Annotated in this window: 24 protein-coding genes; 8 read left to right on the top strand and 16 right to left on the bottom strand. The window is 64.4% G+C overall.

The window, feature by feature from the left end; genetic code table 11:
• Positions 1–114 precede the first annotated feature (114 nt).
• Positions 115–405: a hypothetical protein gene (locus ACIQCS_RS13495; RefSeq protein WP_294051528.1), complete on the bottom strand. Its 291-nt coding sequence runs from the start codon at positions 403–405 to the stop codon at positions 115–117.
• A 1-nt stretch (position 406) separates the two neighbouring features.
• Positions 407–949: an antirestriction protein ArdA gene (locus ACIQCS_RS13490; protein WP_294051526.1), complete on the bottom strand. Its 543-nt coding sequence runs from the start codon at positions 947–949 to the stop codon at positions 407–409.
• Positions 950–1,548: 599 nt separating this feature from the next.
• Here ACIQCS_RS13490 and ACIQCS_RS13485 point away from each other — a divergent pair.
• The 3 genes from ACIQCS_RS13485 to ACIQCS_RS13475 are packed head-to-tail and all read left to right on the top strand — an operon-like array spanning position 1,549 to position 6,560.
• Positions 1,549–1,764 carry a hypothetical protein gene (locus ACIQCS_RS13485; protein ID WP_294051524.1) on the top strand — a complete coding sequence of 72 codons (216 nt, stop codon included), beginning with the start codon at positions 1,549–1,551 and terminating at the stop codon, positions 1,762–1,764.
• A 57-nt stretch (positions 1,765–1,821) separates the two neighbouring features.
• On the top strand, positions 1,822–6,090 hold the full coding sequence (locus ACIQCS_RS13480; RefSeq protein WP_401531114.1) for an RHS repeat-associated core domain-containing protein: 4,269 nt from the start codon (positions 1,822–1,824) through the stop codon (positions 6,088–6,090).
• Positions 6,090–6,560, top strand: coding sequence for a hypothetical protein (locus ACIQCS_RS13475; RefSeq protein ID WP_294051520.1), 471 nt, complete (start codon positions 6,090–6,092; stop codon positions 6,558–6,560). Before ACIQCS_RS13480 ends, ACIQCS_RS13475 begins: the two co-directional genes overlap by 1 nt.
• 50 nt (positions 6,561–6,610) lie before the next feature.
• On the opposite strand, the gene ACIQCS_RS13470 is transcribed toward ACIQCS_RS13475, so the two are convergent.
• The 5 genes from ACIQCS_RS13470 to ACIQCS_RS13450 form a co-directional block, all read right to left on the bottom strand.
• Positions 6,611–7,384 (bottom strand): helix-turn-helix transcriptional regulator, encoded by a 774-nt coding sequence (locus ACIQCS_RS13470; protein ID WP_294051518.1) that lies wholly within the window; start codon positions 7,382–7,384, stop codon positions 6,611–6,613.
• Between the two features lie 499 nt (positions 7,385–7,883).
• A complete protein-coding gene (locus ACIQCS_RS13465) occupies positions 7,884–8,126 on the bottom strand; it encodes a hypothetical protein (RefSeq protein WP_196781394.1) in 243 nt (80 codons plus the stop codon).
• A 156-nt stretch (positions 8,127–8,282) separates the two neighbouring features.
• Complete coding sequence (gene dctA / locus ACIQCS_RS13460; protein WP_345851717.1) at positions 8,283–9,620, bottom strand: C4-dicarboxylate transporter DctA; 1,338 nt, start codon at positions 9,618–9,620, stop codon at positions 8,283–8,285.
• 128 nt (positions 9,621–9,748) lie between these two features.
• Positions 9,749–9,982, bottom strand: a complete 234-nt coding sequence (locus ACIQCS_RS13455; RefSeq protein WP_137864791.1) for a hypothetical protein — start codon at positions 9,980–9,982, stop codon at positions 9,749–9,751.
• 184 nt (positions 9,983–10,166) lie between these two features.
• The gene (locus tag ACIQCS_RS13450) at positions 10,167–11,549 is read right to left on the bottom strand and encodes a M20/M25/M40 family metallo-hydrolase (protein WP_345851718.1); all 1,383 of its coding nucleotides are present in this window, start codon (positions 11,547–11,549) and stop codon (positions 10,167–10,169) included.
• A 523-nt stretch (positions 11,550–12,072) separates the two neighbouring features.
• Between ACIQCS_RS13450 and ettA the strand changes: the two genes are divergently transcribed.
• Both ettA and ACIQCS_RS13440 read left to right on the top strand, forming a co-directional pair.
• On the top strand, positions 12,073–13,752 hold the full coding sequence (gene ettA, locus ACIQCS_RS13445) for an energy-dependent translational throttle protein EttA (protein WP_345851719.1): 1,680 nt from the start codon (positions 12,073–12,075) through the stop codon (positions 13,750–13,752).
• A gap of 5 nt (positions 13,753–13,757) precedes the next feature.
• Entirely contained in the window at positions 13,758–14,204 is a 447-nt protein-coding gene (locus ACIQCS_RS13440; RefSeq protein WP_345851720.1) for a GNAT family N-acetyltransferase, read from the top strand.
• Between the two features lie 31 nt (positions 14,205–14,235).
• Here ACIQCS_RS13440 and ACIQCS_RS13435 read toward each other — a convergent pair whose 3' ends face one another.
• Positions 14,236–15,036, bottom strand: a complete 801-nt coding sequence (locus tag ACIQCS_RS13435) for a transporter (protein WP_345851721.1) — start codon at positions 15,034–15,036, stop codon at positions 14,236–14,238.
• Between the two features lie 185 nt (positions 15,037–15,221).
• On the opposite strand from ACIQCS_RS13435, the gene ACIQCS_RS13430 reads away from it, so the two are divergent.
• Positions 15,222–16,139: a hypothetical protein gene (locus ACIQCS_RS13430; protein ID WP_345851722.1), complete on the top strand. Its 918-nt coding sequence runs from the start codon at positions 15,222–15,224 to the stop codon at positions 16,137–16,139.
• A gap of 37 nt (positions 16,140–16,176) precedes the next feature.
• Here ACIQCS_RS13430 and ACIQCS_RS13425 read toward each other — a convergent pair whose 3' ends face one another.
• The 4 genes from ACIQCS_RS13425 to ACIQCS_RS13410 all read right to left on the bottom strand — a co-directional run bounded on the left by ACIQCS_RS13425 (position 16,177) and on the right by ACIQCS_RS13410 (position 19,803).
• Positions 16,177–16,557, bottom strand: a complete 381-nt coding sequence (locus tag ACIQCS_RS13425) for a DoxX family protein (protein WP_345851723.1) — start codon at positions 16,555–16,557, stop codon at positions 16,177–16,179.
• Between the two features lie 139 nt (positions 16,558–16,696).
• Entirely contained in the window at positions 16,697–16,975 is a 279-nt protein-coding gene (locus ACIQCS_RS13420) for an acylphosphatase (RefSeq protein WP_345851724.1), read from the bottom strand.
• A gap of 109 nt (positions 16,976–17,084) precedes the next feature.
• A complete protein-coding gene (gene greB, locus ACIQCS_RS13415) occupies positions 17,085–17,561 on the bottom strand; it encodes a transcription elongation factor GreB (protein WP_345851725.1) in 477 nt (158 codons plus the stop codon).
• A 235-nt stretch (positions 17,562–17,796) separates the two neighbouring features.
• Positions 17,797–19,803 (bottom strand): transglycosylase SLT domain-containing protein, encoded by a 2,007-nt coding sequence (locus tag ACIQCS_RS13410; protein WP_345851726.1) that lies wholly within the window; start codon positions 19,801–19,803, stop codon positions 17,797–17,799.
• A 71-nt stretch (positions 19,804–19,874) separates the two neighbouring features.
• Between ACIQCS_RS13410 and dapA the strand changes: the two genes are divergently transcribed.
• Positions 19,875–20,756, top strand: coding sequence for a 4-hydroxy-tetrahydrodipicolinate synthase (gene dapA, locus ACIQCS_RS13405; RefSeq protein ID WP_345851727.1), 882 nt, complete (start codon positions 19,875–19,877; stop codon positions 20,754–20,756).
• A 352-nt stretch (positions 20,757–21,108) separates the two neighbouring features.
• Here the strand turns inward: dapA and ACIQCS_RS13400 are convergent, their stop codons facing one another.
• The 4 genes from ACIQCS_RS13400 to ACIQCS_RS13385 all read right to left on the bottom strand — a co-directional run bounded on the left by ACIQCS_RS13400 (position 21,109) and on the right by ACIQCS_RS13385 (position 24,174).
• Positions 21,109–21,831, bottom strand: a complete 723-nt coding sequence (locus ACIQCS_RS13400) for a 2OG-Fe(II) oxygenase (RefSeq protein ID WP_345851729.1) — start codon at positions 21,829–21,831, stop codon at positions 21,109–21,111.
• 31 nt (positions 21,832–21,862) lie between these two features.
• Positions 21,863–22,534, bottom strand: coding sequence for a prolyl hydroxylase family protein (locus ACIQCS_RS13395; RefSeq protein WP_401531108.1), 672 nt, complete (start codon positions 22,532–22,534; stop codon positions 21,863–21,865).
• A 101-nt stretch (positions 22,535–22,635) separates the two neighbouring features.
• Positions 22,636–23,544, bottom strand: coding sequence for an RcnB family protein (locus ACIQCS_RS13390; RefSeq protein ID WP_345851732.1), 909 nt, complete (start codon positions 23,542–23,544; stop codon positions 22,636–22,638).
• A gap of 120 nt (positions 23,545–23,664) precedes the next feature.
• On the bottom strand, positions 23,665–24,174 hold the full coding sequence (locus tag ACIQCS_RS13385; RefSeq protein ID WP_401531105.1) for a (2Fe-2S)-binding protein: 510 nt from the start codon (positions 24,172–24,174) through the stop codon (positions 23,665–23,667).
• A 78-nt stretch (positions 24,175–24,252) separates the two neighbouring features.
• Between ACIQCS_RS13385 and ACIQCS_RS13380 the strand changes: the two genes are divergently transcribed.
• Positions 24,253–25,053, top strand: coding sequence for a class III extradiol ring-cleavage dioxygenase (locus ACIQCS_RS13380; protein ID WP_345851735.1), 801 nt, complete (start codon positions 24,253–24,255; stop codon positions 25,051–25,053).
• Positions 25,054–25,057: the final 4 nt, after the last annotated feature.

Genomic DNA, 25,057 nt, shown 5'->3' with positions numbered 1-25,057 from the left:
CATCAGCGCTGAATTTCCCTAGCGACCAAGGCGATTCTCTTTCCCGTCAGCTGAACATGAGTTCAAGCGACGGCGGCTCTTATCCCGGTCGGTGCTGTTCTGGTGGCCCCGCCATCAGAACAGCTCCCCCTGCCGCGCGCGATCCGCATAGACCCGCCACGCGGGCTTGCCCGCTTCCTCATCGAGCCACGCGATGACCTGCGCCACCACATCGCCGCCATGGGCCTCGATGGTGCCGGGCGTATGGAAATGCGAGCGGTAGCCGGTCGCGGTGATCGGCAAGGGTGCCCGCTCGGGGTTCAGGCTGCGGATGGCCAGATGGGCGGTCATGCCCCATTTGAGGGGATCGTAGACGGCCTCGATCTCGATACCGCGCCATTTGAAGCGATGGGTCTGGATGTCCATCTCAGCAGCCCTCGAACACATGGACCTCGCCATATGCGAGCCGGATCGTGAAGAAGTCGCCGCTCAGCTCGGCATCGCGGGCCATGGCCTCGTAGTCGATATAGAAGCGCAGGCTTTCGGGGATCGGGGTCGTCTCCTCGATCAGTTTCTGCATATAGGCGGCAAGGCTGGCGTGGCAGCCGTGATAGCGGTCGGCGATGGCCTCCCGCGCCTCGTCCAGATCGCCTCCGAAGTGATCCAGCAGGGCCGCGCCCAGATCGCCATGCCCGGCGATGAAGGCGGCCAGCGTCGCGACCTCGCTTATACCTGCGTATTCCGCGATCCGCACCGGCCCGAAGCCCTCGTAATCGTGAATGGTATGTTCCTCCGCCCCCGGAATGGGCGAGGCCGCCAGCATGGCGCGGATCGCGTCCCAGATCGCCCATGGTTCCTGATCGGCATCGATCCACGCGCCGTGGAGGATGCCGTTATTGTAGGCGGCGAGGCAGGCCACATAGATGCGGGGCCGGTCGTCGGTTTGGGTCTGGATCAGGTCGGTTTGCATGGTCTCCTCCTTGGGTCACGGTTGCGCACAGCAACCGCTGCCCGTCGGCGAGACTGGGGGTGCAAGCGGAGCAAGCGCCTTCGCGGGGAACCGGCTGCACGGAGCGAAGCGGAGGAAGCTGGGCGGAAGGCGCTTCGCAGCGCGCCGGGGGCGAAGCCCCAAGCTGCGGCAGGGATCGTCACCCGCAGGGCGGAAACGCCTTGGCGGTTCCGGCGCCGAAGGCGCTAGAGCCCGGTCGGCACAGCCGAGCCGCCCTCTCTAACCCCACATGCGTTCGGCGAAGGCCCGTTCCTCCGCGCCCACGGCGTCCAGATAGATCGCGGTGGTCGTGGACAAAGCTTGCAACAGAATGGGCAATAGGGTTGCGAGGTAGGCCGTCTAGTTTCAACCGCCTAAATTGCACAACGCCACCATCGGCATTGCGTTCGCTCTATGCTTCGCGATGGGTGATGACGTGGCTTAGAATAGAATAACATCCAAAATGGATAAATTGGCGCAGCGCATTTCTGGTATTGGCAAGGTGCGGACTCTCATGAATATTCGGCTAGCTTGCAAGGGGCGTCTTCGATTCCCTCAAGCCAAAATGGGGGGATATGCGCATGAGGTTCCTCATTGGCCTCGGCTTGGCTGCGATGATCACTTCGTCGGTGCAGGCTTCGGAGACCGTCACCTATACCTATGACGCCAAGGGCCGGCTGGTGAAGGTCGAGCGCTCGGGCACGGTGAACAACGGCGTCAAAGCTGAATACACCCATGACAAGGCCAACAACCGGACCAATGTGAAAGTTACTGGTTCGCCCAACCCTTCACCCTGACCCAGAGTGCTCGACGCTCAACCGACTGCGGGCAATCGATAATTTTGGAGGGATTCTGTGACTCACTCGACTACCGCAGTGAGCGCGCGCCGTCGCGCGCGTCTTGCTCTTCTGGGACTTGGCACCGTCCTTGTCTCCGGCCTGATCACGCCCGCTTTCGCGCAGACCGCGCCGGTGCGTCAGTCGGTCGACGGGAATGGTGTCGACCTCTTTCTCGGCACCTTCAACATTGACGCTGCCGGAATCTCGATGGGGAATTCCAATGCTGGAATCTCGTACAATTGGTTCTGGCGTGGGGGCGGCTGGAACGACACGGCGACAGGGTACCTGACCAAGAGTGGCGCTCTCGTCACCGTAAGCTTCGGCTCGAAGGTAGATCGATTCAATCTCTCAGGCTCGACCTATGTGCCGACCGAGGGCAACGGCGCGGCGCTGAGCTTCAACAGTACAACCAGCGTGTATACCTATACCGCATCCGACGGCACGATCGCCCGGTTCACAAAATTGCCCGGCCAGCTTTCCTATGTGAATAGCGAGGCGGCCCTGACCAGTATCCAGTCTCCTTCCGGGGAGAAGCTGACTTACGCCTATGACTCCGGTGTGTACTGCACAAAGACGAAAACGAATGACCCTTCGATATGCATAAGTGAGGCTACGGCATATCGCTTGGGATCCATTCGTAATAGCCAAGGATATATCATCCAGATGATATATGCTGCCGATGAACTTCTATATGACCTTCCGGGGAATTCGGCGAGCTGGCTCACGCGAACCGGCGGTAAATTGGTGAATGCGGCGGTAGATGGCCCAACGCCAACTGTGGCTTTCACGATTGCGGCGAGCGGAGGCTATTCTTACGGCACTGCCACGGATGCGCTCGGTCGCGTCGCGGTATATCGTACCAATGGCCCTCAGATGCTTGGTATCACGCGGCCGGGCAGTACCGGCGAGGATGTGACCCTTACCTATAGTTCAGGGCGGGTGGCGAGTATCACCACTGCGGACGGAACCACAACTTACAGCTCAAGCGATGCGGGCAACGTGCGCACGGTGACAGTCGCGGATCCCCTGTCGCATGCCACAACATACACTTTCGACATCGCGCTTCAGCGCATGACGAGCGTGACAGATGCGACGGGCCGCACGACAAGTTTCCAGTATGACGGAAGCGGTCGTACAACTCGCATCACCCAGCCCGAAGGTAATTATTCCCAGCTCACCTATGACGGGCGGGGTAACGTCACCGAAAAGCGTAGTGTCGCGAAACCAGGGTCGGGCATTGCCGATATCGTGACGTCGGCGAGCTACCCTGGAACCTGCGTCGACGTGACTTGCAACGCGCCGATCACCACCACCGATGAGCGCGGCAACGTCACAAACTACACCTATGACACGACGCATGGTGGGGTGCTCACCGTAACCGCGCCTCCGGCAGCAGGGGGCGCTGCCCGTCCGCAGACGCGGTACACCTACGCGGCACTTCAGGCATATTTCAACAATGGCTCCGGGATCGTGGCATCGGGCGAGCCCGTCTATCGTGTGGTATCTATCTCGAAATGCCAGACCGGCACGAACTGTGCGGGTACTGCGGACGAAGTGAAGACCATCATAGATTATGGCCCGCAGAGCGCGGGCACGGGCAACAATCTGTTGCCGGTTTCCGTAATGACGAAAGCGGGCGATAATTCGCTCAGCACCACGACAACGACTACATATGACAGCAGCGGCAACGCCATCGCCGTTGACGGTCCGCTTTCCGGTACAGCCGACACGACACGCTATCGCTTCGACGCTGCCCGGCAACTGATCGGGGTGATCAGCCCTGATCCCGATGGAGCGGGCGCCCGCAAGCCGCGGGCGGTGCGCAACACCTATGACGACAAGGGGCGCGTAACACTGGTCGAAACGGGGACGGTTGTCGATCAAAGCGATGGAGCCTGGACCGCATTCGTGCCCGTTCAGGCTGTCGCCGTCACCTACGATGCTCGTGATCGCAAGCTGACAGAAGTACTCAGGTCGGGTGGCAGCGGCTACGCGGTCAAGCAATATAGCTATGATGCAGCCGGGCGCCTGGATTGCTCGGCGGTGCGGATGAACAGCGCCGCTTGGGCCAGTTTGCCGACATCGGCCTGTACTTCGACCACGGCCGGTTCCTTCGGGCCCGATCGTATCACCAAGATGACGTACGACGCCGCCAATCGTGCAACCAAGCTACAAACTGCCTATGGCACGGCTGACCAAGCTGACGAGGTGACTACGACCTATACCGACAACGGTAGGAAGGCCACAGTCACGGATGCCGAAGGCAACAAGACGACGTACGAATATGACGGCGTCGACCGGATGATCAAGACACGTTATCCGGCAGCCTTAAAGGGCTCGGGAGTCAGTTCGACAACCGATTATGAGCAGATCAGTTACGATACCGCGAACAACGTGGTCGCGCGTCGATTGCGTGACGGGGTGACCATTTCTTATACCTACGATAACCTCAACCGACTAACGACCAAGACACTGCCTGGCACCGAACCCGAGGTGACCTACAATTACGACCTGCTTGGCAGGATGACGGGAGCGAGTCAGCCTGGCAATGCGTTGAGCTTCGGATACGACGCGCTGGGCCGGCAGACTAGCGAAGCCGGTCCACTTGGCACCGTGGCTTTCCAGTATGACGTTGCCGGCCGCCGCACACGTATGACTTGGCCCGATAGTTTCTATGTCACCTATGATTATCAGGTAACTGGTGAAGTAACCGCGATCCGCGAGAATGGGGCGACTTCTGGAGTCGGCGTTCTTGCGAGTTTTGCTTATGACGATCTCGGGCGCCGCGCGACGCTGACGCGCGGCAACGGCGCAACAACGAGCTATGTCTATGACGATATTTCGCGACTGTCCTCTTTGACCCAGGATTTGCTCGGCGCGTCCAGTGATCTGACCCTAGCGTTTGGCTATAATGCGGCGAACCAGATTGTAACCAACTCGCGCTCGAATGACCTTTATTCCTGGGACGGTCATTACAATGTGGATCGACCGTATACGAACAACGGGCTGAATCAGGTCACGACGGCCGGAGGGACCGGCTTGGCATATGACGGACGCGGCAATCTGACCCAATCGGGTGCCAATCTCTATGCCTACAACTCGGAGAATCTGCTTACGAGCGCGCCCGGCGTGACGCTAGGCTACGATCCTGCGCTTCGGCTCTATCAGGTGGCGGGTACGGTAACGTCCAAATTCCTCTATGACGGGGTCAACCGTATCGCCGAATATGATAGCACTGGTGCGATGACTAATCGCTATGTGTCAGGGCTGGGCGCTGATGAGCCGCTGATATGGTATGCAGGCTCCGGAACCACGGCGCGCCGGTGGCTACATGCTGACGAGCGCGGATCCATTGTCGCGGAGAGTGACGGGACGGCCGCATCGGTCAGCATCAATCGATATGACGAGTTTGGTGTGCCTTCGGGAATGCTTGCCGCAAAGTTCGGCTATACGGGCCAGGCTTGGCTGCCCGAGGTTGGCGTATATTATTACAAGGCTCGCCTATACTCGCCAACGCTTGGGCGGTTCATGCAGACGGATCCGATTGGATATGGTGACGGGCTAAATTGGTACAGTTATGTAGGAGGCGATCCTGTCAACAAGGGCGACCCATCGGGGACGTTTGGGCTTTTCGGTGGCTGTCCTGCCGGGAGCGCATGCACCAGCACAAACCCGGCAGCTTCGAACGCGGCTGACGGCTACCGAAATGCCAAAATCGACTCGGCAATAGCGTATGCGTTTCCTGGAATTTCCTCAAAGGACGCGAACCAAATAAAGTCTTGTATAAACAATCCCACATCCGAATGCCTTGGAGCACAGGTTAATACCGGAAATGTTATCCGCGTAGATAATGGTGGCACGGTAACTGTGAACGAGTATGGCCGAGATCGCTCGGGAACTGGTATCATTGGTATCAAATTGACCTACAGCGGAAAGGGCGACGCCAACTGGACGCAGACCATTACCGTTGCGCAAGACGGAAAGGTCACGGAGAGAAGGGTGGACTCTGGTCCAACATACTATAATTCAAGCGACTTTTCTGCCTACCCTCAAATACAGAATGGGAGAGTTTTCACGGATGCGCCCGGAATGAACCCTATATCGGGACTGTCCAAAACATACGAATTGTCTCTCATTGTTCGTAGTGGATCGGCGGGTTATCAAGAGCAGATAACGTTTAACTATGGATTTTCGTTTCCCAATTCTCATCAAGCCGACATAGCTGGGCTAACGATCACTGCGCCCAGTGCCTTTCAACGCAACGCTATTTCGCAGGCAAAGTGATGAAGATAGCTATGATAGTGGCGATGATTCTATCGAATTTCAATGAAATCGATAAGAATCTGTTTGAAGTCAAGGACCAGAAGGAGACTTGGGTAAGAATTCAGTCTACCGGACCTAGCGATAAACCTCTTCCGATTATCTATATCTCCGATCATGAGATCGATATAGAGAGGGGAGGGTTTCAAACGAATATCGTGGTATCAGAGTCTGCATATAAGAATATTTTAAATATGTCTTATGAATACAGGTGCGATAGGCGAAGGCCGGATAAATGGTTTACAGAGTTTGGCGCGTTGGAGATTGCTGTATCGCATCAAGGTAATAGACAAGTAGTCTGTGTTGCAGCGCCAGAAATTTCATGCGCATATCTTCGCGGACTATTGCCTTTGATTGATCTCCCCGACGCTGATACCCGCCGCTACCCGGTAGAGGAATTGGGGAGGCGCTTCGGATGCAAGGGTTTCGAATGAGCGGGCAGGCGTTTCGCATGCTATAGATGATCGGAGCGTTTGAGGCCGGTTCAGCCCAGCAGATGCTCGCGCACTGGCTTAGTGAGGACCGAAGCCAAACGCGGGTCATCGCTTTTGAAAGCCCCCATGAGAGGCCCGAGATCCGGGAATTCCCGAAGCGGCAGCAGGACGCAAGGTGAGGTCGCCGACCGCTGCTCGCGCCCCTTGGTCCCGCGCGCGAGGAGGTGTCCGAACATGGGTTCGCCCTCAGCTCCGGCCGAGAGCCGGAAAATCATGAAAAAGAGTTCCGACCCTTTCTTCGCCGGGTCGTCGGGCACGTGGCTCAATGTGACATAGCCGAAATCGTTGATGATGTAGGTGTAACCCTCGTACTGCCAGGAAAGCACCTTGCCCGCATCGGTCGTGTTGAGATTCCGCATCCGCGTGACGATCCCCATCTTGTGGAGCGCGACGAAAGAGATTTCGCTGATCTCGAGGCTGCCGTCCTTCTGCGCGTAGATGAAGCGGTGCGGCCCCTCGATGGCCTTCCAGTTTCCGGACCAGGTTTCGCGGTGGTCCTCCACGGCGCGCAGGGAGCGCAGGGAAACATCGGCAGTTTTAAAGACGGGTAATCCGAACATGCGACTCCTGAAGCCATCCTCATCGAGATCGAGGTCCCGCGCCTCGATGGCGAGGATGGCGCAGAGCTTCTGTACGTTACTTTGATTCGGGTAGGTTCGCCCACTCAGCCATTTGGAGATGGTCGGCGCGGACACGCCAAGCTCCTGTGCCAGTGCGGCCTGCGAGCCGACAGCCCTCGCGGCGGCCTCAACCACCAGCCGCACATTCGCTTCCCGTGACAAGCCCCGCTCCCATATGGTTAACACAAGCAATGAAGCAACACGGGTAACTTTATCTTACCCGGAAGGCCGGGCAATTCGGCTGCAACACGCAGCACAGAAAAACACGGGCACTGACATGAGCAGGGAGATTTAGGGCCGCTGGGTCCTAGACACGGACTCCCGAATGATTCATGTAGCGGGCTCGCTCAACCGGCTTGATCACCGGCAGCGAAGCGCGATGCGCTCAGCATAGGGAACCCCGCTATGTCGGGTGGCTCCCGAAATAAAAGACCTCCCGTAGGGAATACGGGAGGCGCGTGTCCCTGTGCCGCGCGTGATCAACCGCCCGACGCCAGCCGGGCGGCCATGCACAGGGAGTATCTATGGCCGACTATCAACGACGCGCGTCTCATTTTGTGTGCGGCGCTGCGATGTTTCTCGCCACGATGTCGATTGCCGCCTGCGGCGACGCTCTGGCTGGAACCTACAGCCTTCGCCAGAATCAGCAGAATGCGAATGCGGCAAGGATGTTCGGGATGCCGGATGGAGGCAGCCGGATGACCGCGTCCTGGTCGAAAGCGCGGTCGCGTGCCTCCTGCCGATCCGAGGTCTTTAGGGCGATCGTCTTGTAACGATCCTCTTTCGGCAGCTTGACCCGGCAATAGAAATTCCGGTGCGCCACGTCGCCGCGCCGAAAGATGATGAGGCCGGTTTTCAGCTCTTCCTTGTCGGTGATGAACGCCATGGCTCAAACCCCCGCTGTGCAGAAACCGTGCAGATCGGCGGCGTAAGTCCTTGATTTGCCGTGCCTGTGCAGGTCCTGTGTGGGAGTTTGTATCAGATTTTATTCTTATTTACCAGATATTTAGTCTGATCCTCTCACCCCGACCATTTCCCGCTTTCAGTCCGTATCGGTTGCGATGGCGGCGTGAGCGGGGACGAGGGCGGCCCCGCCGTCGAGTGCCCGTTGCAGGGCTTCGCGGTCGAGCCGGCCCTCCCAGCGCGCCACCACGATCGTCGCCACGGCATTGCCGATGAAGTTGGTGAGGCTGCGGCATTCGCTCATGAAGCGGTCGACGCCCAGGATCAGCGCCATGCCGGCCACGGGTATCGAAGGCACCACCATCAGCGTCGCGGCCAGGGTCGCGAAGCCCGCGCCGGTGACGCCCGCCGCGCCCTTGGAAGTGAGCATGGCGGTGCCGAGCAGGACAAGCTGCTCGCCGAGCGACAGATGCACGCCGGTCGCCTGGGCAATGAACAGCGCGGCGAGCGTCATGTAGATGTTGGTGCCGTCCAGGTTGAACGAGTAGCCGGCCGGCACCACCACGCCGACCACTTCCTTGTCGCAGCCGGCGCGCTCCAGCTTGTCGATCAGCGCGGGCAGCGCGGCTTCGGAGGAAGAGGCGCCGAGGACGAGCAGCAGCTCGGCCTTCAGATAGCGCAGCAGCTTGAGGATCGAGAAGCCGGCCAGCCAGCCGACCACGCCCAGCATGCCCAGGATGAACAGGATCGACGTGAGATAGAAGGTCGCCACCAGCCCGCCCAGGCTGAGCAGGGCGGTGAGGCCATATTTGCCGATGGTGAAGGCCATCGCGCCGAACGCCCCCACCGGCGCGGCGCGCATCAGCATGGCGACGATGCGGAACACCATTTCCGATGCCTGTTCGAGCAGGTCGACCAGCGGGCGGACGCGCTCGCCGATGCTCGCCAGCGCAATGCCGCACAGGATGGCGACGAACAGCACCTGGAGGATCGACCCCGCGGTGAGCGCCGAAACCAGCGTGGTGGGGATGATCGCCATCACGAAGCCGGTGACGCTGGTCTCATGGGCCTGCTTCTCGAAGCCGGCGACCTTGGCCTCGCTCAGGCCGTGCGGATCGATGTGCATGCCCGCGCCGGGCTGGACGACATGGGCGACGACAAGGCCCAGGATCAGCGCCAGGGTGGAGAAGAACAGGAAATAGCCCAGCGCCTTCAGCACCACCCGGCCGAGCGAGCCCAGCTCGCGGGCCCCGGCGATGCCCGTCACCAGGGTGAGGAAGATCACCGGGGCGATGATCATCTTGACCAGGTTGACGAAGGCCAGGCCCAGCCACTCGAGCGATGCGCCGAAATCCGGCCAGATCGCGCCGACCAGCGCGCCGGCCACGATGCCGATCAGCACCTGTACATAGAGCATCCGCCACCAGCGCTGCGGCTTGGCCGGCCCGCCGGCATGGCTCGTTGCGACTGCGCCCATCCATCCTTCCCCTTCGATCCCACCGGCATAGCGGAGCGCGCGATGGCCCCCAACAGGAAAGGGCGCCCCCTTCCGGGAGCGCCCTTCCTATTCCTCGGTCCGGCCATGAGGCCGGCGCCGAACGGAGATCAGTGCGCGTTCGCCGCGGCGGCGTCGGCCTTGTTCTCTTCCACGTTCGCGGCGTTCTCGAGGGTCGCCTCGGCAGCGGCGTTGGTGGTGTTGTCGGCAGCGGCTTCGTACGCGGCGGCATTCGCCTCGTGCGAGTCGGCAACGTTCTCGGCGGTGGTGTTGGTGGTGCCGCCGTTGCAAGCCGCGAGCGACATCAGGCCGGCGGTCGCAGCAACAATGAGGATCTTCTTCATGTGGTGCTCCTAGAGGAACTCAAACGTTTCGCAGCCGGCCCGATTGCCGTCGCGAACCGTTGGCATAGCGGTCGTTGCGTATGCGTCAATCGCAAATTCACCCGATGGCAAAATTTAGGACATTTTTTTGCCCAAATCTTGCCCATTGGCGGCCATCAATGCGCGTGGCCGCCACAAGGTTCCCTCACTCGCCGCCGCCCTTGGCGATCGGCCCGATATCCTCGGGCGCGTTCGCCGTCACTGCCAGCATCGCCGTCCAGGCCGCCACATTCTGGCGGAGCTGCTCGGGATCGATCTTGTCCAGCGTGTCGTCGGGCGTGTGGTGATAGTCGAAATAGCGCAGGCCCGACTGGCTGAGATCGATCACGCCCACGCCGGTATTGATGATCGGCCCGACATCGGTGCCGCCATGCGCCGTGCCGCGGCCGCGCGCGATGCCCAGCGGAGAGAGGACGGTGGCCAGGCGATCGGCGATCGGCTTGGCGCCTTCGGGCAGGTTCACTTCGAACTTCCACACGCGATCGGCGCCGAAATCCGATTCCTGGGCGAGCACGTGGCGCTCGCTCGCATGCGCCTTGGCATAGGCCGCGCCGCCAAAGCCGCCGACTTCCTCCGCGCCGAACCACACGACGCGGATCGTGCGCTTCGGCTGGCCCGCGTCCATGATCCGCTTGGCGGCGGCGGTGGTGATCGCCACGCCCGCCGCATCGTCGATCGCGCCGGTGCCGAGGTCCCAGCTGTCGAGATGGCCGCCCACCACGATGATCCCCGCCGAGGGATCGCTGCCGGGCACTTCGGCGATGACGTTGCCCGATTCGGCCTCACCCTTGAACTCGGGCGTGACCAGCAGCCTGAGCCGCACCGGGCCGCGCTTGAGCAGCCGCTCGAGCTGATCGGCGTCGGGCAGCGAGAGCGCCGCGGCGGCGATCGGCTTCACGTCCTTGGCCCAGTTGGTCACGCCGGTGTGCGGGTTGCGGTGATGGTCGGTGCCGATCGAGCGGATCAGCACGGCAACCGCGCCCTTGCTGGCCGCCAGGTTCGGGCCGAGACGGCGGGCGCCGCCATAATAGCCATATTGCGAGCCGTCCTGGGTGGGCGTCATCGCGTTGCTGATGAAGACGATCTTGCCCTTCACTGCTTCTGCCGGCGCGGCCTGCAGATCGGCGAGGGTGGGGAAGAAGGCGATTTCGGCCTCGACGCCCTTGGGGCCGGTCGAGCCCGAATTGCCGAGCGCGGCGATGGCCAGCTTCTGCGCCGATCCGCCGAGCACTTCGGCGGTCTCCGCGCCGCGCACCCATACCGGCATCCGGTAGGTCTCGATACGCACGTTCCGGAAGCCGAGCGCGGTGAGCTTCTTCACCGCCCAGGCGCGGGCGCGCGCTTCCGCCTCGGTCGCCGCGAGGCGCTGGCCGATCTCGGTGGTCAGGCCCTCGGTGATCTCCCAGGCGAGATCGTCCTTCAGCGCGGCATCGCGCAGCGCCGCCGGATCGTGCGCGACGCTCTGGGCCAGGGCGGGGAGGGGAAGGGCGAGGGCGGCCACCGCCGCGAGCAGGATGCGCTTGGTCATGGCCGGCGACGCTAGCCGCAGCCGAAACGTTCGGCAATGCAGCGCAGGTTTCCGCCGCGTTTCCGAAGCCGTGCCGGGCCGATATTCAACCGACTGGTTTTGCAATTCATTGACTCCGTTGACTGGCCACGACCATGCAGCGGTCGTTCAACCAGTTGGTTGAGCATTGCCCTGCCACCGCCTGCCAGGCGCCGGAGAAGCGCAGCAGACAAGTTCCTACATTGCAAGATGGAGTGGCCGCGGCGGCGGCCAGGGACCCCTCATCCCCGCGCAGGCGGGAATCCGGAGCCGCAAGGGAGCGTGCGCCGAGCTCGCAAAGGCGTGCCCGGCCGGGCCGCGCGCATTCCTGCCGGGTATCCAGAACTACCCTGGCTCCCCGCCTGGCCGGGAATGACGACAGGCAGGGGGACGGGAGCGCGGAGTTGAGGCGGCCCGAGCGGCGCCGCGTTGCCATTTGACCGTCCGCTCGCTACATCGCCGCCAAACTTCCTGCATACCCAGACCTGCGAACGGAGACCGCCACGTGGCCGCCCAATACGCCTTCGTCATGAAGGACATGACCAAGACCTTCCCCGGCGCTCCCAAGCCGGTGCTGAACAACATCAACCTGCAATTCTATCAGGGCGCCAAGATCGGCATCGTCGGCCCGAACGGCGCCGGCAAGTCGACGCTGATGAAGATCATGGCGGGCATCGACAAGGATTTCTCGGGCGAGGCCTGGCCGGGCGAGTACATCACCGTCGGCTATCTGCCGCAGGAGCCGCAGCTCGATCCGACCAAGAACGTGCTCGAGAACGTCAAGGACGGCGCGCGCGAAGTGGCCGACATGGTCGATCGCTTCAACGCGATCTCGGCCGAGATGGGCGATCCCAAGGACGACACCGATTTCGACGCGCTGATGGAGGAGATGGGCGAGCTCCAGACCAAGATCGATGCGGTCGATGGCTGGACGCTGGACAACCAGCTCGAGATCGCGATGGAAGCGCTGCGCTGCCCGCCGTCGGACTGGGCGGTCGACAACCTCTCGGGCGGCGAGAAGCGCCGCATCGCGCTCACCCGCCTGCTCATCCAGAAGCCGGACATCCTGCTGCTCGACGAACCGACCAACCATCTCGACGCCGAAAGCGTCGAGTGGCTGGAGAACCACCTCAAGGAATATGCCGGCGCGGTGCTGATGATCACCCACGACCGCTATTTCCTGGACAATGTGGTGGGCTGGATCCTCGAGATCGATCGCGGCAAGTATTTCCCGTACGAGGGCAATTACTCGACCTATCTGGAGAAGAAGGCCAAGCGCCTGGAGCAGGAGGACCGCGAGGAATCCGGCCGCCAGAAGGCGATCAAGGACGAGCTCGAGTGGATCCGCCAGGGTCCGAAGGGCCGCCAGACCAAGTCGAAGGCGCGTATCGCCAAGTTCGACCAGCTCGTCTCGGCGCAGGAAAACCGCAAGCCGAGCGGCGCCCAGATCGTCATCCAGGTGCCCGAGCGCCTGGGCGGCAAGGTGATCGAAGTGGAGAACATCTCCAAGGCTTATGGCGACAAGCTGCTGTTCGAGAATCTCTCGTTCATGCTGCCGGCCGGCGGCATCGTCGGCGTGATCGGCCCGAACGGCGCCGGCAAGTCGACGCTGTTCAAGCTGATCACCGGCCAGGAGACGCCGGACACCGGCACGGTCGAGATCGGCACCACGGTGCGCCTCGGCTATGTCGACCAGAGCCGCGATCACCTGGACGACAAGAAGAACGTCTGGGAGGAAATCTCGGACGGCCATGATTACATGAAGATCAACGGGCACGACCAGTCGACCCGTGCCTATGTGGGCGCCTTCAACTTCAAGGGCGCCGACCAGCAGAAGAATGTCGGCAAGCTCTCCGGCGGTGAGCGCAACCGCGTGAACATCGCCAAGATGCTGAAGCGCGGCGGCAATGTGCTGCTGCTCGACGAGCCGACCAACGACCTTGACGTGGAAACGCTGGGCGCGCTGGAAGAGGCGATCGAGAATTTCGCGGGCTGCGCCGTGGTGATCAGCCACGATCGCTTCTTCCTCGATCGTCTCGCCACGCATATCCTGGCCTTCGAAGGCAACAGCCATGTCGAATGGTTCGAGGGCAATTTCGAAGCCTATGAGGAAGACAAGCGCCGCCGCCTGGGCGATGCGGCCGACCGCCCGACCGCGCTGGCCTATAAGAAGCTGACGCGCTGATCGGGGTGCCGATCGCATATGAACGCTGGCAGGGCGCGGTGGCCGATGCCGCCGCGCCGCTGCTGGCGCTCTGCCGATCGGTTTTCCCCGATTTTTCGGATGCCTATCTGTCTGATCGGCTGCCGAAGCTGGACGCGCCCATGTTGTGGCTGGCGATCGAGGCGGGCCGCTGGCAGGGCTTCAAGCTGGGCTATCGGCGCGGTGACGCACTGCTTTACAGCTGGCTGGGCGGCGTCACGCCCGCGCCTCGCGGCCAGGGCGTGGCCTCCGAACTGATGCGGCTGCAGCATGCGCAGGCCGTGGCGGAGGGCTATCGCTTCGTCGAGACGCGTACCCGCGCCGCGAACAATCCGATGATCCTGCTCAACCTGCGCCATGGGTTCCACGTCACCGGCTTCGAGACCGATGGGCAGGGTATCCCGGTGGTGATCCAGCGCAAGACGCTCCCCTGAGGCGCGGCTCACCCCTGAGGCGCGGCTCAGATCAGAAGCGGCGCGCGATCCCCAGATAGAGCTCCAGGTCCGGGCTGGCGGCATTGAGCCCGGCGACGGCGCCCAGGTCGAGCTGGAGATCGCGCCGTGGCTGCCAGGCGAAGGACAGGCTGGCAAGCGCCTGGGTAGCGTGCCCGTCGGGATCCTCGTCACGTATCGCCTGCAGCTCGAATGCGCCGCTCAACGAAGAGGTGAGGACAGTGCTCAGGCCGATCGCGCTGCCATAAGCGAGGTGGCGTCCGCGCCGGTCGCCGTCCACTGCGGCATCGACTTCCGGCGTGAAGGACAGGCCGAGCCTGTCGGTCAGGCTGTAGCTGACCGGCACGATCAGGCCGCCACCCCAGTCGCCGGCCCCGATCGTCGCGCCGCCGATGGGCAGGGTGGCATAGGGCATCACCGCCAGGGCGAAACCCGATCCGTCGGGATGGGAGAGGTTGCGGCGCATCGCCAGGGTGAGGTCGCCGGTGCCGCTGGCATGCGTCACCGTGCCGCTCGCCCGGTCGCGCGTGCGCACCGTGCCCAGGGCGGTCCAGCCGAGTTGCACTTCCATGTCCTGGGTCACGCCGTAGCGGATCAGCAGGTCGCCGAAGGTCCAGCTGTCGCTGCGCTGGGCGGAATCGCGATCGAGCGACCAGTCGACCGCGCCGCTCTCCATCACGAAATGGCCCCGGTCCACCGTGCAGGCGGGGGTGTCGAGCCCCGGGCGGTCGGGGCAGAGCGGGCGCATGTCCTGCGCCTGGGCGGTGCCGATCCCGGCGAGCGTCGCGGCGGCCAGGAGGAACAAGCGTTTCATGACGGATACATAGACGGTCCCCGAGCTGCGCGGTAGCGTTGGCCCAAACGGGGAAAGGCGATGCGCGGGTGGACCGGGGAGAATGGTGTCCGCCTGACCGCGCTGGCGATCCTGGGGCTGGCGCTTGCCTCCCCGGATGCGACGTGGTGCATTGCATTGTTGATGTGAACGGAAAAGGGGCTCTGGTGAAGCGATCGATACTCCTGGCGGCTGCGCTCCTCGCGGCATCGCCGGCCGCCGCGCAGGTGCCGGCTTTCCAGTCCCAGGTCGAAGCATTCGACGATTTCGCGACGGCGAGTACGAGCATGCCGGCCGCCGAGCGGGTGAAGGCGTTCCGCGCGAAGTTCGACGCGCTGCTCCCGGGTTTCTACGAGCCGCGCTTCGGCGCCACCGAGGCGCAATATGATGCGCGCGTCCAGAAGGCGCTCGAGGCCTATCCGCCGACGCGCGACAAGGTCCTTGCCGCCGCGCGCGAATTCGCCGGGGCCTATGCGACCGCCAGCGCGCATTTCCGCGGCGTCTTCCCCGATTATGCGCCGACCATGCCGATCTACCTGATCCATTCGCTGGGCGAGATGGACGGCGGCACGCGCGAGCTCCGCGGGAGGACGGTGGCGATCTTCGGGGCGGACATGATCGCGAAGATCCATGACGGCGGCACGATCGGGCCGTTCCTGGATCACGAGCTGTTCCACTTCCACCATGCGCGATATTTCCCCGATTGCCCGGCGCTATGGTGCTCGCTCTGGCAGGAGGGGCTGGCCGTCTATGTCGCCGAGCGGATGAACCCGGGCGCGGACGACCGGGCATTGCTGCTCGCCATCCCGCGCCCGATCCGGCCGGAAGTCGAGCCGAAGCTTGCCCAGGCGATGTGCTTCGTGCGCGCCAGGCTCGGCTCGACCGATCAGGACGACTATGCCACTTTCTTCTTCGGCAAGGGCGGGAAGGCGCAGGGCAGCTGGCCGCCGCGCTTCGGCTATTATCTGGGCTATGTGCTGGCGAAGCAGCTGGGCGGCACCATGACGCTGGATGCGCTGGCCAAGCTGCCGCCGGAACAGGTGAAGGCGAAGCTGGAGGCCGCGCTGGCCGCCTATCGCTGCTGACCGTGCCGGGGTGCCGGCACGGTCGGCATGGGCCGCCTCAGGCCTTTCTGGTCGCCGCGTCCGCGCTCCACGCGCCGCCGCCGGCGGCCGCGAGGTAGAGGAAGACGAAGCAGTAGAGCAGGATCGCCTCGCCGCCATTCTCGGCGGGGAAGAAGCCCTTGGGGAAGTGCGCCATGAAATAGCCGACCGCGCACATGCCCGAGGCGAGGAACGCCACCGGCCGGGTGAACAGGCCGATCACCAGCAGGGCGCCGCCGACGAGCTCGATCGTGCCCGCCGCATAGAGCAGCGGGTTGAGCGGATAGGGAAAGGGCGGGAAACCGAAGAATTTCGACGTGCCGTGCTGCAGGAAGGCGAGGCCCGCGACGATGCGCAGGACGCTCAGCAGCTTGTCGGACCAGCTTGCGGGAATGGGCATGCTTGTTTCTCCTCGCCGGACACGCCCCTGCGCGCCGTTTCGAGGCTGAAATGTTCCATCACCTGCCCATCCGGTCAACCGAAGCCCCGGAAACCGATCGTTTCCAGGCGGACGCTGTCCGGGTAGCCGTGCTGCCGGCTCAGGCGGTGAAGCGCTTGGTGAAGCCCTTGGCGTGCTTGTCGCCCGCGGTCTGGAAGGCCTCGACATGATCGACGACCGCCATGGGCGGACCTTCGCGCAAGGCTTCGGTGAGCGAAGTCAAGGCCTCCTCATCCCCTTCGGCAAGCAGCTCCACGCGCCCGTCGTTCAGGTTGCGAACCCAACCGCGCACGCCCAGCTGCTTGGCGACGCGCACCGTCCAGTCGCGATAGCCGACGCGCTGCACGCGCCCCGACACATAGATACGCTGTGCCGTCATATGTCCCCACGCTCACTTTTTTACCCGGCCGCATCCCTATTCGGCCTGGGTGCGACTCTATCAATTTGAAGATGCGAGGGAATCAGGCAAGGATGCGGCTCGTCGCGCGCTAGGGGTAGGTGATCGCAATCACTTCATATTCGCGCTCGCCGGCGGGCAGGCTGACCCGGCGCAGGTCGCCGATCCCGGCACCGCGCAGCGCGCGGGCGAGGGGAGCGTTCCAGCCGACCAGGCCCTTGGCCGCATCGGCCTCGTCGTCGCCGACCAGGGTGAGCGTGCGGTGATTGTCGTCCTCGTCGGCAATGGTGACGGTGGCGCCGAAATAGGCGCGGCTCTTGTCCGCCTGCTGCGCCGGATCGACGACCTTGGCCGCCTTCATCCGTTTGGACAGCCAGCCCAGCCGCCGATCGATCTCGCGCAGGCGCTTGCGGCCGTAGATATAGTCGCCATTCTCCGAGCGATCGCCATTGCCGGCGGCCCAGGAGATGGTCTCGACCAGGGCCGGGCGCTCGCTGGCGAAGAGCGTGTCGTACTCGGCCCGGAGCGCGGCATAGCCGGCGGGGGTGATGTAGTTGGGGCGGTCCATCGGCCTCTTCTAGCGTCCAGTTCGTCATGCTGAAATGCGTTGGCGCTTACCCCCTTGAACAAGGAGCCCGTTCTCGAACGGGGTCGAAGCTCGGCGAATTCCTGCCAAAGGCAGTTCCCCGGCGAAGGCCGGGGCCCAGTCGCGATGCCGTTCGAGAGGTTCGCGCGCCTGACCATGTGCGCCGATACCGGGCCCCAGCCTTCGCCGGGGAGCGGACAAGGGGCGGCCGGTAAGATCAGCCCGGCTTGTTCTTCCCCAGATACCAGCTCGTGTTCGCCGGCCCCTTGGAGCGCGAGCGCTCGGGGTTGAGCAGGTCGTAGACCACGGCGTTCTCGATCACGCGCTGGACATAGTTCTTGGTCTCGAAGATCGGGATCTTCTCGATCCACTGGACGATATCGCCCCCCGGCAGCCGCGGGTCGCCATTGGCGGCGATCCATTTGTTCACATTGCCCGGGCCGGCATTATAGGCCGCGATCGCCAGCGGGTAGCTGCCGTAGAGATTGTACATCCGCTGGAAATAGGTCGAGCCGAGCTGGATGTTGTAATCGGTATCGGAGTTCAGCGAACCCGGATTGTAGCTCATGCCGAGCTTGGTCGAGACTTCGCGCGCGGTGCCCGGCATCAGCTGCATCAGCCCGCGCGCGCCGGCATGGCTCACCGCATCGCGATCGAACTGGCTTTCCTGGCGGGCGATGGCGTGGACGATCGTCCAGTAATCCTGCTGCGACGCCGGCACCGCCACGGTCGGATAGCCCGCCGCGGTATAGTCGGACAGGCCGTTCTGCAGCGCGCTCTTGCCGACCAGCACGCCCAGGTCCGGGCGGCCGATCGCGCGGCTCAGCTCGGCGGCGAGGATGTGATCGGTGTCGCTCGTCGCGTCATTGGCGATCTGGCGGATGAACAGGCCCTGGTCCTGGCGATTGCCCATCGTGCCGAGCAGTTGCGCGGCGCGGACCGTTTCCTTCTTGAAGAAGGCATCGCGGACCGCCGGATCGGCGACCTTCGCGTTGAAATCGGGCGGGCGCTTCAGCGGCTGGCCCAGCCGCTCGGTGGCGAGCTGGCCGTAATAGACGTCCGGGAAGCCGGCCGCCTTGCCATAGAAGCGCGTCGCCGCCGCCTGATCGCCCGAAGCCTCGGCGGCGCGCCCGGCCCAGTAGAAGCCCTTGGACTGGGTGGTCGGCGTCTTGGAGCCATGGCCGTAGCGATCGAACATCCCGATCGCATCGCGTGCGCGGCCGAGATTGTTGAGCGCCACCGATCCGGCCAGCCAGGTGAGGCTGGTATAATCGTCGCGCTCGCCCAGGGACTGCTCGCTGACGTCGGTGCCCGGCGGGTAGGCGTCGTCCACCTGGCTGGCGATCTGATAGGCCAGGCTGAACTGGCCGTCCGACTGGGCGCCGCGGGCGCCGGTGAGCAGCGCCTCGTACCATTTCTCGGCATCGCCGGGATAGGAGACGAGCTGGCGCGGCTGGGCAAGATAGGATCGCATCGCCGGGCTCTGGCCGGTGTCGCGCAGCCACAGGGCGCGATCGGCGATGAAGCCGGGATTGGAGCGGCCGACGGCGAGCGCGGCGGCGCCCCTGGCATCGGCGTCCGGCGCCTTGGTGCGGAAGGCGATGCGGGCATCGAACACCGGGCGCATGCCGGGCGAGACATAGGCGAGCTGGCGCTGCGCGGCGGTGAGCGCGCCGGACCAGAGCAGCCTGTCCATCCGGGCATCATGATCGGCCGGGGTGAACGCGGAAGCGAAGCCGGCGAGCAGCGCGGTCTCGTCGCGGGGGCGCAGCACGCCGTTGCGCCAGGCGCGGCGGGCCTGCTCCTCGGCATCGGCGCGGCGGCCCGAAGCGGCGAGCGCCTCTGCATAGCGGGTGCGCCCGGCGGCAGTCAGCGGCGGGAAACGCTCGAAATAACGGATGACCAGGCCGGGTGCCCAGGTGCCGCTTTCCAGCACGGTCTCGGCAGCGGCGCGGCGGCTCTTCTCGCCGGGCCAGCCGGGATGGAGCAGCAGGAAATTGGCATAGTCGGAAAAGGGATAATTGTCCGACTGCTGGAGTCGCTTCCATTCCACCAGCGCATCGGCAAGCTGGTTGGCCTGGATATAGGGCGGCGGCACGCGGGGGACGCCGGCTTCCAGCGCCACCTTGTACCACTGGATCTGTTCCTGCGTGAGCTGCGAAGAGACGGCGAGCCCCGAAACGCCGGCAAACAGCAACGCACTTTTGAGTAGCGGAGCAAGCATACTGGACATGATACGCGTGTCGCCCCTATCTGCCAGCCCCGAATTGGGGAATTAAGGAAGATTCTGGGACCATGTTTTCGGGCTCCATTCCCGCGCTGGTGACGCCGTTCCGCAACGGCAGCTTCGCGGAGGAAGATTATCGCGCGCTGGTTGAATGGCAGATTGCCGAAGGCTCCGCCGCGCTGGTGCCGTGCGGCACCACCGGCGAGGCGGCGACCATGCCGAAGGACGAGCATTTCGAAGTCGTGCGCGTCTGCGCCGACCAGGCCGGGGGCCGGGTGCCCGTGCTTGCCGGCGCCGGCTCGAACGATACGCTGGTCGCGATCGAGAATGTGAAGGCCGCGCGGGACGCGGGCGCCGATGCGGTGCTGATGGTTCCGCCCTATTATAATCGCCCGAGCCAGGAGGGCATCTTCCGCCATTTCGAGGCGGTGGCGGAAAAGACCGACCTGCCGATCGTGCTCTACAACGTGCCGGGCAGGACGGTGACCGACATCCAGCCGGCGACGATGGCGCGGATCGTCAAGGCGTTCCCCGGCAAGTTCCTCGGCGTCAAGGACGCGACCGGCGCGCTCGCCCGCGTGACCGAGCAGCGCGCCGGCTGCGGGCATGGCTTCATCCAGCTCTCGGGCAATGACGAGACCGCGCTCGCCTTCAACGCGATGGGCGGCACGGGGTGCATCTCGGTGACGGCGAACGTCGCGCCGCGGCTCTGCGCCGAGTTCCAGGCAGCCTGGGCGGCGGGGGACAATGCCGGGGCGCTGGCATTGCACGACCGGCTCTATCCCCTCCACATCGCGATGTTCACCGATGCCTCGCCGGGCCCGGTGAAATACGCGATGACGCGGGTTCGCCCGGGCTTCCCCGAGGAACTGCGGCTGCCGATGACCCCGGCGGGCGAGGCGAGCCGCGCCGCGGTCGATGCCGCGCTGGCGCATGCGGGGCTGATCTAGAGTCGCGATTCGCTCGGAAAACCCCGGCGCCGCCGCCATCCCTTCCGCGTCATCCCGTTTCCCTTCCTCGTCATCCCCGCGCAGGCGGGGATCCAGGGCCAGGGGCAAGGCGCGCGAGGCTCGTTTTGCCGGTGCCGGCAAGCATGCGCGTGATTGCTCCGATTATCCCCTGCTACCCTGGATCCCCGCCTGCGCGGGGATGACGGAAATGGTCCCAAAGGCTTGTTTGGGTTCTCGTCCCAGATTGGGGACTCATATTCTTGCTTCGTCATCCCGGCCTTGGGCCGGGGTGACGGCAGAAAATCAGATAGTTGCCTGGGTCCTCGCCTGAGCCTCCCCGCCCTTCCGGGAACTAGGTCCGCTGCTCGCCGCCGGCATAGTAAGTGGGCACATGGCCGCGGATCCAGGCATTCTCACGGAACCATTTGGTGACGATGTACTTCGTCCCCTCGAGCACGCGCATGCCCTCGTGCAGCGTGTCGTAGTTGGGCGTGCCGTCTTCCATCATGTTGTTCCAGATCAGCATCAGCCCCTTTCGGGGCTTGAAGCGGACGCCGGCGCGCGGGAACCAGGTCGCGCCGCCTTCCTCGACCTCGTTGAGATAGATCATCGCGGTCCAGGTGCGCTGGCCGCCATATTCGACCATCTTGTCCCAATATTCCGCGCCCTCGTGGAAATAGTCGCAATGCGCGCGGAACTGCTGGCCGGGGGTATAGCGCTGGCCCTGCATCGTCTCGGCATTTGCCGGCGGCAGGCCGAGCACATCGGCGATGCGGTCGTCGATCGGCCAGATCTCCTCCGACCAGCGATCGAGATCGGTCGAACTGCTGGTGCGGAACTCGGGGTCCTCGTGCATCGCCAGCAGCGTGGAGGGGCGCGCCGCCGCCTCGATCAGGCCGACGAGCATGTCGCACTCGGCGGTGCTCAGAAAGTCGGGATAGGTGAACATCTGCGCGTTCTCCACCTTGGCGCGCTTGATGTGCGGGTTGCCCTCCAGCCTTGCCACCACCTCGCGGCCGATCCGCGCGCGATTGGGGGAGGGCGTTCCCGATACTCTGCCGATATTCTTGCTCACGACGGCCAATTTGCGCCTGCGGGGCTCGCGGTCAATAGGTCCGCGCGCCGATGGGCGTCCAGGGACGTTCGCGGAACCATTTGGTGATGATGTACTTGCTGCCGGCCAGCACCGGCCGCGCCTCGTGCAGCGTCGCGTCGTTCGGGCCGCCATCGGCGGCCATGTTGTTCCAGGCGATCAGCAGGCCGCGCGTCGGCGTGAGGCGGATGCCGGCGCGGGGGAACCAGGTCTCGCCGCCGTCCTCGACATCGTTGAGGTAGATCATCGCCGTCCAGATGCGCTGGCCGCCCTGGGCCTCCATCTCCGGCCAATAGTCCACATCGTCGCGGAACCAGTCGCAATGCGCGCGAAAATGCTGGCCCACCGCATAGCGCTGCCCCTGCGCCGGCTCGCCATGATCGAGGGGGATGCCCAGCAGATCGGCAAGACGCGCGTCGAGCCGGCGGATCTCCGGATCCTGCCGCTCGAGATCGCAGGTGTAGCTCGTGCGCAGGCCGGGCTCCTGATAGCGCGCGAGGACCGTGGACGGCTTCGCATCGGCGTCGATCATCCGGGTCAGCGCCTTGCACTCGGTGCGGCTGAGGAAATTGGGCAGATGATAGAGCTGGAGCGCATCGAGCCCGGCGCGGCGGACCAGCGGATTCGCCTCGAGCCGGGCGGTGGCGCGGCGGCCGGTCTCGGCGCGGACGGGATCGGGGGCCATGGGGCTCGTCATCGCCGCCAGCATGCGACCTGCGGAGTCAAAAGCAAGAGGCCCGGTTCTGATGGGCCGGGCCTCCCGTTTCTGGCAAGATGCGGGCTCGCTTACCAGAAGATGTCGTAGATGGTGTCGACCACTTCGCCGGTCTCGACGTCGACCAGCAGCGCGTCGTTATAATAGCGCACCCAGCGATAGGGCCCGTAGACCTCCGGCAGGCGATAATAATACGGATCGTTGATCCAATATTGCGACGAGAACAGGATCGAGTTCAGCGTGTAGCCGATCGTGAAGCGGCGATAGCCATAGCCCCAGCCCGACGGTGCATAATAGCGCGGCAGGCGGTAGATGCCGCGGTTGCTGTTGCGATAGTCGCGCCAGTCGTAGCGGCGGTCGTTGCGCCAGCCATTGTTCCAGCGGCCGCGATCGTTGCCGCGCCAGCCGCGGTTATTGTCCCAGCCGCGGTTGCGGTCGTTCCAGCCGCGATCGTTGTTGCGGTTCCAATCGTTGCCGCGGCGATCATTGTTCCAGTTGCGGTCGCGGTTCCAGTTCGGATTGCCACGGTCCCACTGGCCGCCGCGATTGCCGTCGCGGTTCCAGTCGCGACGGTCGTTGCCGCCGCGATTGCCGTCCCAGCGCGGCTGCTGCGGGCGATCCTGGGGCGGGGAGACCTGGCCGCCGCCGGGCTGGCCGCCACGGTTCCAGCCGCCACGGTTCCAGCCATTGGGAGGCGTGTTGCCGCCGCCGCCATGCCATTCCGGACGCGGCTGCGCCGGTTGCGCGGGCTGTTGCGGCTGGCCCGGGGACTGGCGCCAACCGCCGCGGTCACCGCTACGGTCGCCACCACGGTCACCGCCGCGGTCGCCACGATCGCCGCGATCCTGGGCGGGCTGCGAGGCGCCCGCATTGCCGCCGGAACGGTCGCCGCCGCCCCAGCGATGCCCGCGATCCTGCGCCAGTGCCGGCGGGACCAGGGCCGTTGCGGCGATGATCGCCGCTAGCAAGGTCTTCTTCATCTGAGTGTCTCCGCTGGGACCGGCAACACGCCGGGCTTTCGGGGTATGCCCTCTCTAGACCCCGGCAACTGACCCGACTCTGAATTCGCCTGTCAGCATATTGAAAGCATCCGGAACGATTCAGGGTTCCGCATGGGGCGCGACCGGCGCGTCCTGCCCCGCGGGCGCGGCGACGTCGCCCCGGGCGATGCGGGCGGCGTTCTGGATCGCTTCGGTCAACCGCGGATAGATGCCGCAGCGGCAGATATTGGGGATCGCGTCCGCGATCTCCTGCTCGCTCGGATTCCGGTTGCCCCGCAGCAGCACCGCGGCCGCCATCACCACGCCCGGGATGCAATAGCCGCATTGCGGCACGTTCGCCGCGATCAGCGCCTGCTGCACGGGATGGCTGCGATCCTTGGACAGGCCCTCGATCGTGGTGACGAAGGTGCCCTCGAGCGCGCCGATCGTCTCCTGGCAGGCCAGGCGGGCCGTGCCGTCCACGTCCACCGTGCAGGCCCCGCAATCGCCGGTGCCGCAGCCATATTTGGTGCCGGTGAGGTTCGAGGCGTCGCGCAAGGCCCAGAGCAGGGGCGTACGCGGGTCCATCTTGTAGGCGACCGGCTGGTTGTTGACGGTGAAGCGAGTCATGCGGGGGGTGTAGCGGGAAACGCGCCGTTTCCGAAACCGCCATTGCGCCGAAGTGCCCGGGTGGCGACATCCTCCGGCATGACACTTCCTGCACTCTTCATTCCGCATGGCGGCGGCCCCTGCTTCTTCATGGACCCCCATGGCGGCCCGCCGGATCCGATGTGGGTTCGCATGCAGACCTATCTTGCCGGGCTGATCGCCGCGCTGCCCGAGCGGCCCAGGGCGATCCTGCTGGTCTCGGGCCATTGGGAGGAGGAAGTCGTCACCGTCCATGCCGGGAGCGGCCAGCCGCTGCTGTTCGACTATCATGGTTTCCCCGAGCATACCTATCGCCTGCGCTGGGACGCGCCGGGCGCGCCGCAGGTGGCGGCGCGGGTGAGGGCGCTGCTCGAAGGCGCCGGCTTCCCCGCCGGGGAGGAGCGCGAGCGCGGCTGGGATCACGGCGTTTTCATCCCGATGATGGTGGCGGTGCCGGAAGCGGACATCCCGCTGGTCCAGCTGTCGCTGCGCAGGGACCTCGATCCGGCCGACCATATCGCGCTGGGCAGGGCGCTTGCCCCATTGCGCGACGAGGGCGTGCTGATCGTTGGTTCGGGGATGAGCTTCCACAACCTGCGCGCCCGCGGGCCGCAGGTGACGCCGATAGCCGATGAATGGGACGACGCGCTCACCCAGGCGGTGACCGATCCCGATCCGGCACGGCGCGCGGCGCGGGTCGCGGCCTGGGACGACCTGCCCCATGCCCGTTTCGCCCATCCGCGCGAGGAGCACCTCCTGCCCCTGATGGTCGCGCTCGGCGCGGGCGGCGAGGGGCCGGCGGTGCGCGACTATCGCGATCACGTGCTGGGATGGACGGTGTCGGGGTATCGGTTCGGGTGAGATG

The organism is Sphingomonas sp. NPDC092440, from assembly GCF_044754985.1.
Taxonomy (GTDB): domain Bacteria; phylum Pseudomonadota; class Alphaproteobacteria; order Sphingomonadales; family Sphingomonadaceae; genus Sphingomonas.
The sequence above is the reverse complement of the archived record's forward strand: the minus strand, read 5'-3'. Positions and strand labels throughout refer to the sequence as shown.